General features: G+C 61.8%; 16 protein-coding genes. 8 read left to right on the forward strand and 8 right to left on the reverse strand.

Features of this window, described 5'->3' with window-relative positions:
- Positions 1 to 7 precede the first annotated feature (7 nt).
- Complete coding sequence (gltX, locus tag VPH41_RS17505; RefSeq protein WP_328570941.1) at positions 8 to 1414, reverse strand: glutamate--tRNA ligase; 1407 nt, start codon at positions 1412 to 1414, stop codon at positions 8 to 10.
- Between the two features lie 127 nt (positions 1415 to 1541).
- Positions 1542 to 2453 carry a LysR family transcriptional regulator gene (locus tag VPH41_RS17510; protein WP_328570942.1) on the reverse strand — a complete coding sequence of 304 codons (912 nt, stop codon included), beginning with the start codon at positions 2451 to 2453 and terminating at the stop codon, positions 1542 to 1544.
- Positions 2454 to 2554: 101 nt separating this feature from the next.
- Between VPH41_RS17510 and lysA the strand changes: the two genes are divergently transcribed.
- Positions 2555 to 3793, forward strand: coding sequence for a diaminopimelate decarboxylase (gene lysA, locus VPH41_RS17515; RefSeq protein WP_328570943.1), 1239 nt, complete (start codon positions 2555 to 2557; stop codon positions 3791 to 3793).
- A gap of 62 nt (positions 3794 to 3855) precedes the next feature.
- Positions 3856 to 5418, forward strand: a complete 1563-nt coding sequence (locus tag VPH41_RS17520) for a phospholipase D family protein (RefSeq protein ID WP_328570944.1) — start codon at positions 3856 to 3858, stop codon at positions 5416 to 5418.
- A 15-nt stretch (positions 5419 to 5433) separates the two neighbouring features.
- Here the strand turns inward: VPH41_RS17520 and VPH41_RS17525 are convergent, their stop codons facing one another.
- From VPH41_RS17525 to apbC, 4 genes are all read right to left on the reverse strand, one after another.
- Complete coding sequence (locus tag VPH41_RS17525; protein WP_152257151.1) at positions 5434 to 6396, reverse strand: hypothetical protein; 963 nt, start codon at positions 6394 to 6396, stop codon at positions 5434 to 5436.
- Positions 6397 to 6556: 160 nt separating this feature from the next.
- Complete coding sequence (locus VPH41_RS17530) at positions 6557 to 8245, reverse strand: alkaline phosphatase family protein (RefSeq protein ID WP_328570945.1); 1689 nt, start codon at positions 8243 to 8245, stop codon at positions 6557 to 6559.
- Positions 8246 to 8431: 186 nt separating this feature from the next.
- The gene (locus VPH41_RS17535; protein ID WP_034778045.1) at positions 8432 to 8839 is read right to left on the reverse strand and encodes a DUF4399 domain-containing protein; all 408 of its coding nucleotides are present in this window, start codon (positions 8837 to 8839) and stop codon (positions 8432 to 8434) included.
- A gap of 148 nt (positions 8840 to 8987) precedes the next feature.
- Positions 8988 to 10076, reverse strand: a complete 1089-nt coding sequence (gene apbC, locus VPH41_RS17540) for an iron-sulfur cluster carrier protein ApbC (protein WP_128139888.1) — start codon at positions 10074 to 10076, stop codon at positions 8988 to 8990.
- A gap of 160 nt (positions 10077 to 10236) precedes the next feature.
- Here apbC and metG point away from each other — a divergent pair, with 160 nt between their 5' ends.
- The 5 genes from metG (at position 10237) to panC (ending at position 15060) form a co-directional block, all read left to right on the forward strand.
- On the forward strand, positions 10237 to 12399 hold the full coding sequence (metG, locus tag VPH41_RS17545; RefSeq protein ID WP_328570946.1) for a methionine--tRNA ligase: 2163 nt from the start codon (positions 10237 to 10239) through the stop codon (positions 12397 to 12399).
- A 19-nt stretch (positions 12400 to 12418) separates the two neighbouring features.
- Positions 12419 to 12898, forward strand: a complete 480-nt coding sequence (locus tag VPH41_RS17550) for a GNAT family N-acetyltransferase (protein ID WP_152257213.1) — start codon at positions 12419 to 12421, stop codon at positions 12896 to 12898.
- A 108-nt stretch (positions 12899 to 13006) separates the two neighbouring features.
- A complete protein-coding gene (locus VPH41_RS17555; RefSeq protein WP_035826611.1) occupies positions 13007 to 13216 on the forward strand; it encodes a DUF3460 family protein in 210 nt (69 codons plus the stop codon).
- 17 nt (positions 13217 to 13233) lie between these two features.
- Positions 13234 to 14166 (forward strand): segregation and condensation protein A, encoded by a 933-nt coding sequence (locus VPH41_RS17560; protein WP_328570947.1) that lies wholly within the window; start codon positions 13234 to 13236, stop codon positions 14164 to 14166.
- 54 nt (positions 14167 to 14220) lie between these two features.
- A complete protein-coding gene (panC, locus tag VPH41_RS17565) occupies positions 14221 to 15060 on the forward strand; it encodes a pantoate--beta-alanine ligase (protein WP_152282613.1) in 840 nt (279 codons plus the stop codon).
- 65 nt (positions 15061 to 15125) lie between these two features.
- On the opposite strand, the gene VPH41_RS17570 is transcribed toward panC, so the two are convergent.
- The gene (locus VPH41_RS17570) at positions 15126 to 15590 is read right to left on the reverse strand and encodes a hypothetical protein (RefSeq protein WP_328570948.1); all 465 of its coding nucleotides are present in this window, start codon (positions 15588 to 15590) and stop codon (positions 15126 to 15128) included.
- 294 nt (positions 15591 to 15884) lie between these two features.
- Here VPH41_RS17570 and VPH41_RS17575 point away from each other — a divergent pair, with 294 nt between their 5' ends.
- Positions 15885 to 16637, forward strand: coding sequence for an SDR family oxidoreductase (locus VPH41_RS17575; RefSeq protein WP_328570949.1), 753 nt, complete (start codon positions 15885 to 15887; stop codon positions 16635 to 16637).
- A gap of 73 nt (positions 16638 to 16710) precedes the next feature.
- Here VPH41_RS17575 and cheY read toward each other — a convergent pair whose 3' ends face one another.
- Positions 16711 to 17109 carry a chemotaxis response regulator CheY gene (cheY, locus tag VPH41_RS17580; protein WP_010396677.1) on the reverse strand — a complete coding sequence of 133 codons (399 nt, stop codon included), beginning with the start codon at positions 17107 to 17109 and terminating at the stop codon, positions 16711 to 16713.
- Positions 17110 to 17174 lie beyond the last annotated feature (65 nt).

Here is a 17174-nt window from a genome sequence, read left to right on the forward strand (position 1 = left end):
GCGGCGATTACAGCCACTTTGCCAGGCGCGCCAGCACGGTCTCGCGGCCGAAGATCACCACCACCTGGTCGATGGCCGGCGTCTGCAGCTGGCCCGTCAGGATCAGGCGCAAAGGCATGGCCAGCAGCGGCATCTTGATGGTGTTCGCGGCCAGCACTTCCTTGATCATGGCGGCCACGGCTTCCTTGCTCCACTCCACCGTGGCGATGCGTTCCGCAAACTGCGCCAGCACGGGTTTGATGGCATCCGTGATGTGCTGCGCGGCCAGTTCCGCTTCCGGTTGCGGCTCGCGGAAGAACAGCATCGAGGCGGCAGCCAGTTCATTGACGGTGTTGGCGCGCTCTTTCATCATGCCCAGCACTTGCGCCAGGTCCGGCGCGCCTTCGAAGACGGCGCCGGCGGCCAGCATTTGCGGGCGTGCCAGGTCGGCCAGGCGGGTATTGTCGGCCTGCTTGATATAGTGGTTGTTCAGCCAGGCCAGTTTTTCATTGTTGAACTGGGCCGCCGATTTCGACAGGTGGTTCAGGTTGAACCACTCGCAGAACTGCTCGGTCGAAAACACTTCATCGTCGCCATGGCTCCAGCCCAGGCGCGCCAGATAGTTCAGCATCGCTTCCGGCAGGAAGCCCTGCGCCGGGTAATCCATCACGCTGACGGCGCCATGGCGCTTCGACAGCTTCTCGCCATCCGCGCCCAGGATCATCGGCAGGTGGCCATACAGGGGCAGCGGTGCGCCGATGGCGCGCAGGATGTTGATCTGGCGCGGGGTGTTGTTGACATGGTCGTCGCCGCGGATCACGTGGGTGATCTGCATGTCCCAGTCATCGACGGCCACGCAGAAGTTGTACGTTGGCGTGCCGTCCGGGCGGGCGATCACCAGGTCGTCCAGCTCGCGGTTGGAAATCGTGATCGTGCCCTTGACCACGTCGTCCCAGCTCACGTCGCCGTCGAGGGGATTCTTGAAGCGCACGACGGGCTTGCGGTCCGCCGGCACGGCAGGCAAGGTCTTGCCCGGTTCCGGACGCCAGGTGCCGTCGTAGCGCGGCTTTTCGCCGGCGGCGCGCATGCGCTCGCGCATCGCCTCGACTTCTTCCGGCGACGAGTAGCAGTGATACGCCGTGCCTTCGGCCAGCATCTGCGCCACCACTTCGCGGTAGCGGTCCATGCGCTGCATCTGGTAGAACGGGCCTTCGTCGTGGTCCAGGCCCAGCCACTTCATGCCTTCGATGATGGCTTGCACGGCTTCCGGCGTCGAACGTTCCACGTCCGTGTCTTCGATGCGCAGCACGAAGGTGCCGCCGAAGTGACGGGCATACGCCCAGCTGTACAAGGCGGTGCGGGCGCCGCCCAGGTGCAGATAGCCGGTCGGGCTGGGAGCGAAACGGGTACGGACAGGAGTAGCAGTGGTGGTCATCGAAGTAATCAGGCTTAAATTAAGAAAACACCATTTTACTACCTAAGCAAACCCCAAAGGCAAACCCCACCACGAACGCTGGGGTCAGACCCTAAGGGTCTGACCCCGGTCTTTCAAGGGGCTTGCCTTATAGTGCCAGCAGCCGCCTTTTCACCTCATCCGCCTGCGCCTGCAGCGCCTGCTCGAACAGGGCGACGAGCTGCGACAGGGGCCGGTGCAGGGGCTTGACCAGATTTACGGTGAACGGCAAGGACACGGCAAAGCGGCGGATCTGCAAGCCCTGCCCCGCATAGTCGAGCGCCGTGAGCGGATTGACGATGGCCAGTCCCACGCCTTCGCGCACCATGGCGCAGACGGAGGCGGCGCTGTGCGTGTCGAGCGCCATGCGCCGCTCCACGCCAGCCTGCGCGAAGATGGCGTCGATCTGCTGGCGGTAAGGGTCGACGGCGGCCAGGCTGATGAAAGGCTGGCCCGCGAAGTCCGCCGGCTGCAGCACGGCTTTCGCCGCCAGATCGTGGCCGTCGGGCAGCACGCACACTTCATCGACGGACATCAGGGTACTCAATGTGGTACCCGGCGGCGCGCTGCCCACTTCCGTCAGGCCGATATCGTGGCGCTGCGCCGACAGCCACTCTTCCAGCAGCGGCGACTCCTGCGGCGTGATGCTGATGCTCACCTTGGGAAAGTCGGCGACGAAGCGCTTGCACGCCTGCGGCAGCAGCGACTGGGAAAACACGGGCAGGCAGGCGATCGACAGCTGCCCCTGGTCGAACTGGCGCAGGGCCGCCGCCGTGCTGACGATGCGCTCCAGGCCGAAATACGCGCGCTGCACTTCCTCGAACAGCTGCAGCGCCTGGGCCGTGGGGCGCAGCCGCCCCCGTTCGCGCTCGAACAGGGTCAGGCCCGTCAAATGCTCGAGGCGCGCCAGCTCGCGGCTGACGGTGGGCTGCGACGTGTGCAGCATGGCAGCGGCGGCCGTCACGCTGCCCGTCGTCATGATGGCGCGGAATACTTCGATATGGCGCAGGGAGATAGTCATGCCCATATCATAAATGAATAAGGTAGCCTTAAATGGATATTTTATATTCGAAGCACAATCGGCCATCATGCAGTCACTCCCCCATTCCCCGAAAGCACACGATGAAGCCCGTCACCGACCAGACCCTCGCCCAACTCGCCCAGGAACACGGCACGCCGCTGTGGGTGTATGACGCGGCCACCATCCGCGCGCGCATCGCCCAGCTGGCCCAGTTCGACACCGTGCGCTTTGCGCAAAAAGCCAATTCGAACATCCATCTGCTCGCGCTGATGCGCGAAGCGGGGGTGCACGTGGACGCCGTCTCGCTGGGCGAGATCGAGCGCGCGCTGCAGGCGGGCTTTACGCCGGCGCAAACGAACGGCGCCGCCGGCCTGGTGTTCACCTGCGACCTGTTCGACCGCGCCACCCTGGCGCGCGTGGCGGCGGCGAAGATCGAAGTCAATTGCGGCTCCGTCGACATGCTGCGCCAGCTGGGCCCCGTGTCGCCCGGCCACCGCGTCTGGCTGCGCATCAATCCCGGCTATGGCCATGGCCACAGCAACAAGACGAATACGGGCGGCGAAAACAGCAAGCACGGCATCTGGCATGAAGAACTGCCGGAGGCGCTGGCCGTCATCCGCGCGCATGGCCTGCACCTGGTGGGCCTGCACATGCACATCGGCTCGGGCGTCGACTACAGCCACCTGGAAACCGTCTGCGGCACCATGGTCGACCTGGTGAAAAACATGGGCCACGACCTGGAAGCCATTTCCACGGGCGGCGGCTTGTCCGTGCCCTACCGCGAAGGCGAGCAGCCCGTCGACACGGACCACTACTTCCAGCTGTGGGACGCGGCGCGCAAGCAGATCGAGGCGCACCTGGGCCACCCCGTGCACCTGGAAATCGAACCGGGCCGCTTCCTCGTGGCCGACGCGGGCCTGCTGGTGGCCGAAGTGCGCGCCACCAAGCAAATGGGCGGCAACCACTTCACCTTGCTCGATACGGGTTTCAATGAACTGATGCGCCCTGCCATGTACGGCAGCTACCATGAAATGTCGGTCATCGCGCATGACGGCCGCGCGCTGGACGCGCAGCGCGCCACCGTGGTCGGCGGCCCCCTGTGCGAATCGGGCGACGTATTTACGCAGCGCGACGGCGGCGTGGTGGAAACCCGGCTGCTGCCGGCAGCGCAGGTGGGCGACTATGTCGTCTTCGAAGGCGCGGGCGCGTATGGCGCATCGATGTCGTCGAACTACAACAGCCGCCCGCATGCGGCCGAATACCTGGCCGATGGCGAGCAGTCCCGGCTGATCCGCCGCCGCCAGACGGTGGCCGAGCTGATCGCGCTGGAACAGTTGTAACACCTTGCCCCGTGCGGGCATGCGCATCTGCTAACATCGGGGCAACCCGATGAAAGCCCGCCATGCCCGTCCAAGTACTTCCCTCGCGCAGCGCCGCCTTGCTGCTGCCGCTGCTGCTGTCCGCCCTCCTCGCCGGCTGCGCTGCGCTGCCTTCGCTGGAAGGCCGCATCCCCTCCAGCGTCATCACCGATACAGGGCACACCCAGCTGGCCACGGCCATTGCGCCCCTGGTGGCGCAGCATCCGGGCGTCTCCGGCATCTACCCGCTGGTCGACGGGCGCGACGCCTTTGCCGCGCGCGCCCTGCTGGCCGCCGCGGCCCAGCGCAGCCTGGACGTGCAGTACTACATCTGGCACAAGGACATCACGGGCACCCTGCTGTTCGATGCCCTGCGCCAGGCCGCCGAGCGGGGCGTGCGCGTGCGCCTGCTGCTCGACGATAACAACACGGCGGGACTGGACCAGACCCTGGCCATGCTGGGCAAGCAGCACAACCTGGAAATCCGCCTGTTCAATCCCTTCGTGCCCCGCGCGCCGCGCGCGCTGGCCTTTGCCACGGATTTTTCCCGCCTCAACCGGCGCATGCACAACAAATCGTTCACGGCCGATAACCAGGCCACCATCGTGGGCGGACGCAATGTGGGCGATGAATATTTCGGCGCGGCCGGCGACGTGCTGTTTGCCGACCTGGACGTGCTGGCCGTGGGCCCCGTCGTCAACGAGGTCTCGCATGAATTCGACCGCTACTGGAACAGCGCCTCGGCCTACCCGGCCAGCCTGCTGCTGACCAGCCCCGTCGATGGCGACGCGGCCACCATCGCCGCCGAGGCGGACCGCATCGACGATACGCAGGCGGCCGAGGCCTACGTGCAGGCGCTGCGCACCTCGCCCTTCGTCAGGCAGATGATGGAACGCACCCTGCCCTTCGAATGGGCAAAGACGCGCATGGTCAGCGACGATCCGGCCAAGGTGCTGGACAAGGCACGGCCAGGCACGGGGGTGGCGGAAAACCTGCAGAACCTGCTGGGCGTGCCGGAAAAGGAAGTGGACCTGGTGTCGCCGTATTTCGTGCCCGGCAAGGCCGGCACCCAGGCCTTTGCCGACCTGGCGAAAAAAGGCGTGGGCGTGCGCATCCTGACGAATGCGCTGGAAGCGACCGACGTGGCGGCCGTGCATGCGGGCTATGCGAAGTGGAGAAAGCCGCTGCTGAAAGCGGGCGTGCTGCTGTATGAATCGCGCCGCTCGTGGGAACAGGGCGACGCGCGCGAACAGCCGGGCCGCTTCGGCAGCTCCGCATCGAGCCTGCATGCGAAGACCTTTGCCGTCGACGACCGGCGCATCTTTGTCGGTTCGTTCAATTTCGATCCCCGCTCGATCGAGCTGAACACGGAAATGGGCCTCGTCATCGACAGCCCCGCACTGGCCAGCCAGCTGGGGCAAGCCATGCGCACCACGATCCCGCAGCGCGCCTACCAGGTGCTGCTTGGCGACGACGGCGCACTGTACTGGATCGCCCGCGACGCCAGCGGCGCCACCACGCGCTACGACACGGAGCCGGGCGCCAGCGTGTGGAAGCGCATCGGGGTGGCGATACTGTCGGTGCTGCCGATTGATTGGCTACTGTAAAGCACGCAGCCTATGTCATTTCCCGCGAAATGGCCGACAATATTTAAGGTCGGGGTATGGTTTCTCACCATCAAAAAATATCATTCTCAAACCAATAACCGTATCTGAGTAGTGACAATAAAAATTGGGATAATCCGGTACTGGCAACAGAGGTGGCGCCGGTGTGGTCTCAAGCCGGAACATCGTGCTCTGTAATCGGACGACCTCGGACAAGCGCACGGTCTTGCGCGTACTTTCATTCGGGAGATCAGCATCCCGTAAAACCGTGCGCGGTTGACCAAAATCTGACTGACCTACCACGCTGGAGCTGAGGTAAAACAGTTTCATCGGTTTACGCAAAATAGCATTAAACTGATCGCTGTCCTCAAAGTTCAATATATCAAGCGGGGCGAAATCGGCCTGCAGATCCTTTCGGCAGTCTGATTCATACTCCGCAAATACCCATATATTATCGGCATCAAAGACAATAAGGCGTGGTACAGGCTCATCCGTGCTACATAATGCGTTTGGCCGCAAATCGATTGCAACAACACCAGCGTCGTTTCCTTCCAGTGATCGGCGCTCGTCACCGCCAAACCCAGGCCGAAGCAAATATATTTTGCGTGATTCTTCTTTAACAAGACTAACTGCACGATACGTCGTGTTGGCATAGGCCGAAAGCATTGGTTGAAACTGCAACTTGCCGGGATGCCACACGCTCACTCTGTAGCGACCTATCTCATGCCAATCCGGCTTCTGCGGTCGCTCCATCACCCAAAAACCCGGCGGGTCACATTTTGGCGGCACTTCACTATGCTCACATTTGTTATAGGCATGCAGATCAAGCCCGTTGCTCAGACTTAGCCACGGCTTGTCGGCCTTCAAGGGAACGGCATAATAATAGTCATATGAGGCATGATCGAAGTGTGGCACGACGCACCCCGGCAGCAAAATCCACATCAATGCCATACAACAACATTTGAATAGTGAACTGTTCATTGACGTCCTCATCGTGAAATAAAGAAATTTCACTATCCGTCAAGAACTTTGCGTGCCTATTGATATTTGTCGACTTACAACTCTTAAATCAATAAAAAAACAGGCTTCCGTGAAAACGCAAGCCTGGCCTTTACATCAACGATACACCTCTATGCCTGAACTACCGCACCACCTCCATCAACACCCGCCCTTCCGACGCCGACGGCTGGCGCACGCGCAGCAGGTGCGCCAGGGTCGGGGCGATGTCGACCACTTCCGCGTACTGGCCATAGGCACCCGGCTTGATCCAGCGCGGGCCGAACACCATCAGCGGCACGTTCGTGTCATACGTGTACGGCGTGCCGTGCGAGGTGCCACCCACGCCCTTGCCGAAGTACCAGGCCGGTTTCGTGACGACCATCAGGTCGCCCGACAGCTGGCGATTCCAGGCGCGGCGCATCAGGGTATCCATGCGCGTGGCCACGGCTCCCGTTTCCATCTGCGTGCGCGTATAGACTTGCGCCAGGCCGTCCTGCTGCAGCAGGAAGCGGGCCGCCGCGTCTTCCAGGGCCGTACGCTGGATACCGCTCTTTTCCGCCAGCGCGTAATCGAGATAGATATTCGGCAGCGACGATACGGTGACCAGCTTGTCCACGCCCAGGGTCGTGGCCAGGTGCTGATTCAGGGCATCGACCAGTTTGGCGCCGTCGATGCGCTTGGCGGAAAAGCCGCCGCGCGCTTCCGTAAATTCGGGCACGTTGGCAAAGCCATGGTCGGCCGTCAGCACCACCAGCACGTTATCCATGCCGACTTTTTTATCGAGGTCGGCAAAGAAACCGGCCAGCATGCGGTCCAGGCGCTGCAGGTGGTCGTGCGACATCTTGCTTTCCGGGCCGTAGGCATGGTTCACATAGTCGTGCGCGGACAGGCTCACGCCCAGGATATCGGGCACGCCGGCCGGGTTGCGGCCCAGGTTCTCGCCATCGATGGCGGCGCGGGCAAATTCCAGGGTCAGCTCGTCGAGGAAGGGACCGGCCTTCAAGCGGCTGTAGTATTCGCCATCGAGCTTGCCGCTGTCGCTGTAATAGGCAAACGGGAAGGTGTTGCGCGTGCCCGGCTTGGCCGGCACGATGTCATCGCGCGCATCGCCGGCGTACGCGCCGTCGGCCAGCAAGGGCGTCCAGCTCTTGCCGTAATAGCGGTCCTGCGGCCTGGCGGCCTGGTAGCGCTGCACCCATTGCGGATGCTGCTGCATATAGTAGGTGCTGCTGGCGAAATTGCCCGTCTTTTCCATGTACATGTACGCCGTGCCCGTTTTCCCGGCCAGCAGGATGGCGCCGCGGTCCTTGCCCGACACGGTGACGACCTTGGCCTTGTCGCCCGTGGAGTAGCGCAGCTCGTCGCCCAGGGTGCTCACGCGCAGCTTGACCGGCGACGTGCCATCGTCGGGCTGCGTTTCTTCGCCGATGTAATGGAAATTGCCGTCCTCGGTGCAGTACACGGATTTCTTCGTGACGGGATCGATCCAGTTATTGCCGATCACGCCATGCTGATACGGATAGGCGCCCGACAGCACGGCCGAATGGCCGATGGCGGTGACCGTGATGCCGTGCGCCTGGTGCGCATCGCTGAACCACGCGCCCTGCTCCAGCAGGCGGCGGAAACCGCCCTGGCCGAATTGGTCGCGGTAGCGCGTCACCTGCTCCTGCGGCAAACCGTCCACCACCAGCACCACCACCAGCTTCGGCTGCGCCGCACCGGCAGAAGCAGCAGGAACGGCCTTGGCCGCATGCGCCTGACTGGCCGCCACGCCAGCCGCCAGCAGCAGCGCCTGCGCCAGTTGCCGGGAAAGGGAGAAATGTTTCGTCATATCCGCTCGTTTATCAGAACTCGTTATAGGAATGCCATCGGGATGCCATCGGGATGCCATACGCTGGCCACCGGGCAGCATACGCCGACTATATGACGTAATGATGACAATAAGCAATATTATGAAAAAGGCCGGACTCCTGCGGGAATCCGGCCTGTCGCGGTGTTGCGTGGAATGGCTGGGCTGCTACTTGACCGTCACCTTGATGCTTTTGCTCAACTCCGGCCCATACGACTGGTGCGCGCCGTTGGCGAACTGCATCGTCAGGGTGTACTGGCCCGGCGGCAAGGTCACATCCGTTTCCGTCTGTCCTTTGCCGAAGTGCAAATGTTTATCGTCCATGGGGATCATCTCGCCCGCCTTCATCGGCCCCATATTGATGAGCAGATGATGGTGGCCCGTCTTCGCCGTCATGTCGCCGGCCGGCTTGACGTCCATGCCGCTGACGGCAAATTTCACTTTGAACGGGCTGGTGACGGTCGCGCCATCGACAGGCTCGACAAACGAGACGGATTGGGCAAACGCGCTGGCGGCCAGCAGGCTGCCCGCAATCACGGCTGCGGCTTGGCGCAGGAATACGGTGGTCAATTGCATGATGTCTCCTCTTGTTTAATAACAACACGGACTGCATGAAACCATATTCCTGCTGGCAGTGGCGCAGGATTGTTAACCCATGAAGGGCCGGGGTCGAACCCTGAGGGTTCGACCCCAGTCTCTGCCTTGGGTTAAGGCTTGCTATCGTTTAGTCATTCTTGATGACGATGCTAGGGAACTTGCTGGTCATATCCTTGGCCTTTTCCGCCACCTTGATCGCGATGGTGCGGGCGATCTGCTTGTAGATCACGGCGACGGGACCTTCCGGCTCGGCCACGACGGTCGGCGTACCGGAATCCGTCTGCTGGCGGATGGCCATGGTCAGCGGCAAGGCGCCGAGGAATTCCACGCCGAAGTCCGCGCACATCTTCGCGCCGCCGCCGGCGCCGAAGATTTCTTCCGCATGGCCGCAGTTCGAGCAGATGTGCGTGCTCATGTTTTCCACCACGCCCAGGATAGGGATGCCGACTTTCTCGAACATTTTCAAGCCCTTGCGCGCGTCCAGCAGCGCGATATCCTGCGGCGTGGTCACAATCACGGCGCCCGTGACGGGTACTTTTTGCGACAGGGTCAGTTGAATGTCGCCCGTGCCTGGCGGCATGTCGACGATCAGGTAATCGAGGTCGCGCCAGTTGGTCTGGTCCAGCAGCTGCTGCAAGGCTTGCGTGACCATGGGTCCGCGCCATACCATCGGTTCGTCCGGATCGATCATGAAGCCGATCGACGACACTTGCAGGCCGTGGTTTTCCATCGGCTCCATGCTTTTGCCATCGAGCGTCTTCGGCTGGCCGCTGATGCCCAGCATCATCGGCTGCGACGGGCCATAGATATCGGCGTCCAGCATGCCGACGGTGGCGCCTTCGGCGGCCAAGGCCAGGGCCAGGTTGACAGCCGTGGTCGATTTACCAACACCGCCCTTGCCGGACGCGACGGCGATGATGTTTTTCACGTTGCTCATCGGCTTCAAGCCGCGCTGCACCGTGTGCGAAATGATTTTCGACGACACGCCCACGCTGACATTGCCCACGCCCGGCAGCACGCGCAGCGCGGCCAGCACGGATTTGCGGATCAGGTCGATCTGGCTCTTGGCGGGGTAGCCCAGTTCGATGTCGAGGGAAATATCATTGCCGTCGACCTTCAGATTCTTGACGGTTTTGCTGGAAACGAAATCTTTATGTGTATTTGGATCAATAACCTGGGCCAGCGCGGCCTTGACGTCTTCTACTGTGATGCTCATGTAAATCTCCGTGTGTACTACATATATGCAATACGCGCAGTCTAGCGCAAATTTGCATGGCGCGATGGCGGCAAAAGCATCACTTGCCAGCGCTGCATCTGCTCATATTGCCTTTCCGCTGTTAAAATGTTCTATTATCCATCCCAAAAGTGCATCAATCATGACTCGCAAGCTGTTCGTCACCACTGCCCTGCCTTACGCAAACGCCGCTTTTCACATTGGCCACATCATGGAATACATCCAGGCCGATATCTGGGTCCGGTTCCAGCGAATGCAACGCGATGGCGCAGCCGGCCGTGAAGTGCACTTTGTGGGCGCCGACGATACGCATGGCACGCCCATCATGATCGCCGCCGAAAAGGAAGGCATCACGCCGCAGCAATTCGTCGCCAACATCGCCGCCGGCCGTGCCCAGTACCTGGACGGCTTCCATATCGCCTTCGACAACTGGTATTCGACCGACTCGCCGGAAAACGTCGATCTGTCGCAATCGATTTACCGCAAGCTGCGCGATACGGGCCTGATCGTCACGAAAACCGTCGACCGCTTCTTCGACCCCGTGAAAGGCATGTTCCTGGCCGACCGCAACATCAAGGGCGAATGCCCGAAATGCGGCGCCAAGAACCAGTACGGCGACAATTGCGAAGTGTGCGGCGCCGCCTACCAGCCGACCGACCTGGTCAATCCATTCTCCGTCTTCACCAATGCGACGCCCGTGATGAAGCCGTCGGAACAGTATTTCTTCAAGCTGTCCGACCCGCGCTGCTTCGAATTTCTCAAGGATTGGCTCAACACGCCAGGCCGCTTGCAGCCTGAAATGGTCAACAAGGTCAGCGAATGGCTGGGCGAAGCGGGCGAAAAGCTGGCTGACTGGGATATCTCGCGCGATGCGCCCTATTTCGGCATCCCGATTCCCGATGCGCCAGGCAAGTTCTTCTATGTGTGGATGGACGCGCCCGTCGGCTACCTGGCCAGCCTGAAAAACTATTGCGACAAGAAAGGCCTCGATTTCGACGCCTTGCTGAACGATCCTGCCACGGAACAAATTCATTTCATCGGCAAGGACATCGTTTCCTTCCATTTGCTGTTCTGGCCCGCCATGCTGAAATTTGCCGGCCACCCGGTGATCGACAAACTGAAAGTCAATGTCCACGGCTTCCTGACGGTCAACAACGAAAAGATGTCGAAGTCGCGCGGCACGGGCATTTCGCCGCTGCGCTACCTGGACCTGGGCATGAACCCGGAATGGCTGCGCTACTACATCGCCTTCAAGCTGAACTCGAAAGTGGAAGACCTGGACTTCAACGGCGACGATTTCGTGGCCCGCGTGAACAGCGACCTGATCGGCAAATACGTGAACATCGCCAGCCGCTGCGCCGGCTTCATCGCCAAGCGTTTCGATGGCAAGCTGGCGTCGACGCTGTCGGAAGGCGCGCAAAGCTGGATCAACCGTGCGCTGACGGTGGACGTCAACGGCGTCATCGTCGAGCGCCAGGCCAGCATCGCCGCGCACTTCGAGAACCGCGAATTCGGCAAGGCCTTGCGCGAAATCATGGAAATCGCCGACATCACCAACCAGTACGTCGATGAAAACAAGCCATGGATCCTGGCCAAGGATGCGGACAAGACGGCCGAGCTGCACGACGTGTGCACCACGGCCCTGATCCTGTTCCGCCAGCTGACGATCCTGCTGTCGCCGGTGCTGCCGGGCGTGGCGAAGAACGTGGCCTCGTTCCTCAACGACGCCGAGTTCACCTGGGCCGACACGCAAGTGTTCGGCGACGCCGTCTCGAACAGCATGCTGGGCCGCACCATCGGCGCCTACAGCCATTTGATGACGCGCATGGATGCAAAGATGATCGAAGCGCTGTTTGACGCGCCGCAAGCGGCCGCCGTGGCGGCACCGGCAGCCGACGCCGCCAACGACGCTGCACCAGTGCCGGTTGCGGAAACACCGGCTTCCGCCATCGAGGAACTGGCGCCCGAGATCAAGATCGACGACTTCCTCAAGGTCGACCTGCGCATCGCCAAGATCGTCAACTGCGAACTGGTGGACGGCTCGGACAAGCTGCTGCGCCTGACCCTGGATGCGGGCGAAGGCCGTTTGCGCAACGTCTTCTCGGGCATCCGCTCGGCCTACCAGCCGGAAGAGCTGATCGGCAAGCTGACGGTGCTGGTGGCCAACCTGGCGCCGCGCAAGATGAAGTTCGGCATTTCCGAAGGCATGGTCATGGCGGCGTCCGCCGCGGACGAGAAGGCGAATCCGGGCATCTACATCCTGAACCCGTGGCCAGGAGCCGAACCTGGCATGCGCATCCGCTAAGGACAGACAGGAACCGATGATGAATATCGTGGTGCGCGAAGCAACAAATGCCGATGCACAGCTGATAGCCGACCTGACCCGCGCCGCGTGGGCCGGCAAGGTGGCCGCCTCGTCCAGTGGACACCACGAGACGGCGCAGCAGGTGGAAGAGCAATTGCGCCACGGCGGCGGTTTTCTGTTGCTGATCGACGACATTCCAGCCGGCTCGCTGCGCTGGATGCCGCTCGACAGCGATCCCGCCATCTGGAAGATTTCACGCATGGGCGTGCTGCCCGCCTACCGGGGCAGCCACGTTTCGCAGCACTTGCTGGAAGCCATCATTCATCACGGCCTCTCGTGCCAGGCCGAGGAATTGCGCCTGGCCGTACGGCGCGACCAGCGCAAGCTGCTCGATTTTTATGCGGCCTTCGAATTCGAGCTGGCCGAAGAACTGGAATATTCGCACGCCAACCCCGCCGAACCGGCGCCGATGGTGATGCGGCGCCTGCTGCGTTATTGATTTTTAGCAATTTCGCCCTTGGACTTGCCGATACAACAACCCGCCAAGCGATACGGCGCGGTAAAATACGGCCGGCTGACCTTACTTATAAGACACTCAGAAGAGAATATGAAACTGCCTGCAAAACACACCAACTACGTATCCGACCACACCTTGTTCATCGCTGAACTGAAGGCCAAGAATCCTGGCATGGAAGCGGGCCAGCAAGCGGGCCGCGCCCTGCTGTGGGACAAGCCGGCCGTCAGCATCGATGAGCAGGAGCGCCAGCTGGCATCGGCTGTCAAGCAACAGGCTTACGTTTACCAGAACAAGAACTAAGACCTGGAACCGGCACGATGTTGCCTGAAGAGTCTGCAGTCACGCCGGAAGTGGACGCTTCCGGTGCCGGCGCAGTCATCGAGTCGCCCGAACCTGTCGCTGACGGCGACGGCAGCGGCGACCCTGCAGCATCGGCCACGGCAGTAACGGACGCGGCGCCCGCCGCCGACCCGCTGGGCATCGCCCGCCTGTATGGCGAGCCGATGATGCGCATGCCGACGGATCTGTACATTCCGCCGGACGCGCTGGAAATCTTCCTCGAAGCCTTCGAAGGCCCGCTCGACTTGCTGCTCTACCTGATCCGCAAGCAAAACTTCAACATCCTCGATATCCCGATGGCGCAGGTGACCCTGCAATATCTGAAATATGTGGACCAGATCCGTGTGCGCAACCTGGAACTGGCCGCCGAGTACCTGTTGATGGCGGCCATGCTGATCGAGATCAAGTCGCGCATGCTCTTGCCTTCGCGCAAGAGCGACGTCGAGGAAGATGGCGGCGACCCCCGTGCCGAACTGGTGCGCCGTCTGCTCGAGTACGAGCAGATCAAGCTGGCCGCCTACGACCTGAACGCCATTCCCCAGTTCGAGCGCGATTTCGTGCGCACGCAGATTTTCATCGAGCAAAGCCTGACGCCCACCTGGCCCGACGTGGAGCCGGTGGACTTGCAGCAGGCGTGGCTCGACGTGCTGAAACGCGCCAAGCTGACCCAGCATCACCGCATCAGCCGCCAGGAACTGTCCGTGCGCGAGCACATGTCGAGCATCCTGCGCCATTTGCAATCGTCGCGCTTCGTCGAGTTCAGCGAGCTGTTCGACATTGCCGGCGGCGTGCCCGTGGTGGTCGTCAACTTCGTGGCCCTGCTGGAACTGGCCAAGGAAACCCTGATCGAAATTACGCAAGCCGAACCGTTTGCCCCCATCTACGTCCGGCTGGCCTATTCGCCCGCCTGATCCCCTCCCTTTGTCACTGACCACCGTACAACGGGGTTTTAGCGAAAGCAATCCATGAAAATTATTTCCGACATCGAAGAATTGCGCGACCAGCTCAGCGGACAGCTGCGCACGGCGTTCGTCCCCACCATGGGCAACCTGCATGAAGGCCATCTGTCGCTGATGCGCCTGGCGCGCAAGCATGGCGACCCCGTCGTTGCCTCGATCTTCGTGAACCGCCTGCAATTCGGCCCGAACGAAGACTTCGAGAAATATCCGCGCACCATGGCGGCCGACATCGCCAAGCTGGAAAAGGAAGGCGTGTACGTGCTGTTCGCGCCCACGGAAAAGGAACTGTACCCGGAGCCGCAGGAATACCGCGTGCGCCCGCCCGATGACCTGGGCAATACCCTGGAAGGCGAATTCCGCCCCGGCTTCTTCGAAGGCGTGTGCACGGTCGTCACCAAGCTGTTCTCGTGCGTGGGTCCGCGCGTGGCCGTGTTCGGCAAAAAGGATTACCAGCAGCTGATGATCATCCGCAACATGGCGCGCCAGTTCGCGCTGCCGACGGAAATCATCGCCGCCGAAACCTACCGGGCCGACGATGGCTTGGCCTTGTCGTCGCGCAATATGTATCTGTCGGAAAGCGAACGGGCGGAAGCGCCGGAGCTGTACAAGGGCCTCAATTTCGTCGCTGAAGAAGTACGCAAGGGCAACTTGGCCGTGGGCGAACTGGAACAGGCGGTCATGCAGCTGCTCGACGGCCGCGGCTGGAAATCGGACTACATCGCCGTGCGCAAGCGCGCCAACCTGCAGGCGCCGAACGCGGCAGAGCTGGCTGCCGGCGAACCGCTGGTGGTGCTGGCCGCAGCCAAGCTGGGCCAGACCCGCTTGATCGACAACCTGGAAATCTAAGCGCCATCTCCAAGCGTCACCGCGACGGGGCCATTTGGTCCCGTTTCTGTTTCTGTTTCTTTTCCTTACTTCTCCATCCCTACCAGCTTGAGTTCTGCAAACAGGGGCTTGTTGTGGCCGCGTGCCGCTTGCAACATGTCATAGCTGGCGGCATCGAGCACGATTTCCTGTCCCGCCCACAGCTTGCGCTGGTTCGCAGGCAGCCTCAGGCTGCGCAGGATGGCCCGCGCCTGGGCCGGATCGGCTGCCAGCAGGCGGATGGCGTGCGCACCGCGCTGCGCCCCCGTGAGTATCGGCAAGCCCCCCTGCGGGCCATCCTGGCTCAGGCTGACATAGTCATGCCCTCCCACGCGGTGCAGATAGGCATGCCGGCCGTCGCCGTCGGGCGACGGCTGCACGGCCCCGTCGCGGGCCTCCGCTGGCTGCGCCTCGGCGATGACGGGGGCGACACTCGCCTGTTCCAGGCTCACGCCGCAGGCTGCCAGCAGGGTGGTGCTCAAGGCAAAAAATAGTACGGGTGCTCGGCGCATGGTGCGCTCCTTCTTGTCGGGGTCGGGGACAGAGGTGGAATAGTGCAGCGATCATGGGCCAAATTATTTGACGTGTAAAGTTAACTTTAGGAAATATTTCATTCCGTTGCGCAATTACTTGCAGTCAAGGTGAGCATGCGTGTCCGCAGCAGGCAGGCCGGCCGCAATTGTTGATATGATTTGCACACTGAAAGCAGCATCCCCATCTTTATCCGCAACCGGATAAAGATCACAATGGGGGCACTGGCTCGCAGCGACGGCATACGGGCCTCCCACCATGACAGGAGAAGCACCATGAACACAGCATCCCATTCCGCCAGAGTTGCCATCGTCACGGGCGCCTCGCGCGGCATAGGCGCGGCCATCGCCCGCCGCATGGCGCGCGACGGCATGCAGGTCGTCGTCAATTACGCCAGCGGCAAGGCCGAAGCAGACCAGCTGGTGGCGGCCATCGCGGCCGACGGCGGCAGTGCCGTCGCGGTCAGGGCCAACGTGGCCGATGGGGCCGACGTGCAAGCCCTGTTCGATGCGGCCGAAGCGGCCTTCGGCGGCGTTGACGTGCTGGTCAACAACGCCGGCATCATGCCGCCCGTGCTGCCCACCCTGGCCGACACGGACGACGCCACCTTCGACCGCCTGTTCGCCATCAACGTCAAGGGCAGCTTCAACACCATGCGCCAGGCGGCGACGCGCTTGCGCCGCGGCGGCAGCGTCATCAATTTCTCGACCAGCGTGATCGGCCTGGCCCTGCCCGGCTACTCCGTCTACGGCGCCACCAAGGCGGCCATCGAGACGATGACGAATATCTTTGCCAAGGAATTGCGCGGCAAGGACATCACCGTCAACGCCGTCGCCCCGGGCCCCACGGCCACGGCCCTGTTCTTGAACGGCAAGACGGGGGAAACGATAGAGCGCATGAGCAAGATGGCGCCCCTGGAACGCCTGGGCACGCCGGACGACATCGCGGCCGCCGTGGCCTTTTTGGCGGGCCCCGATGGCCGCTGGGTGAATGGCCAGACGCTGCGCGCAAATGGCGGGCTGGTCTGAAATTCCCGCGGACGAAAAAAAACGCTGCCAGTTCGCACTGGCAGCGTTTTTTTTCAAGCGTGGCAAGCCGTGATCAGGCGCCGGCTTTTTCCAGCTTCTCGAAAATCTTGTTCAGCTTTTCATCGAGGGTCGCGGCCGTGAACGGCTTGACCACATAACCGCTGGCGCCCGCTTGCGCGGCGGCGATGATGTTTTCTTTTTTCGCTTCGGCGGTGACCATCAGCACGGGCAGCTTGGCCAGTGCGGGATCGGCGCGGATATGCTGCAGCATCGTCAGGCCATCCATGTTTGGCATGTTCCAGTCCGAGACGACGAAATCATACGATTCCGCGCGCAGCTTGGCCAGGCCCATCACGCCGTCTTCCGCCTCATCGACGTTGGCATAACCCAGTTCCTTCAACAGATTCCGGACAATGCGGCGCATCGTCGAAAAATCGTCAACGACTAAAAATTTCATCTTTGGATCAGCCATGAATAACTCCGTTGTTTCTGTAGCGGTTTGTTAATAATATCGACATGAATGCCGACATTATGGTC

It is taken from the genome of Janthinobacterium sp. P210006 (assembly GCF_036231885.1).
GTDB lineage: Bacteria > Pseudomonadota > Gammaproteobacteria > Burkholderiales > Burkholderiaceae_D > Janthinobacterium > Janthinobacterium violaceinigrum.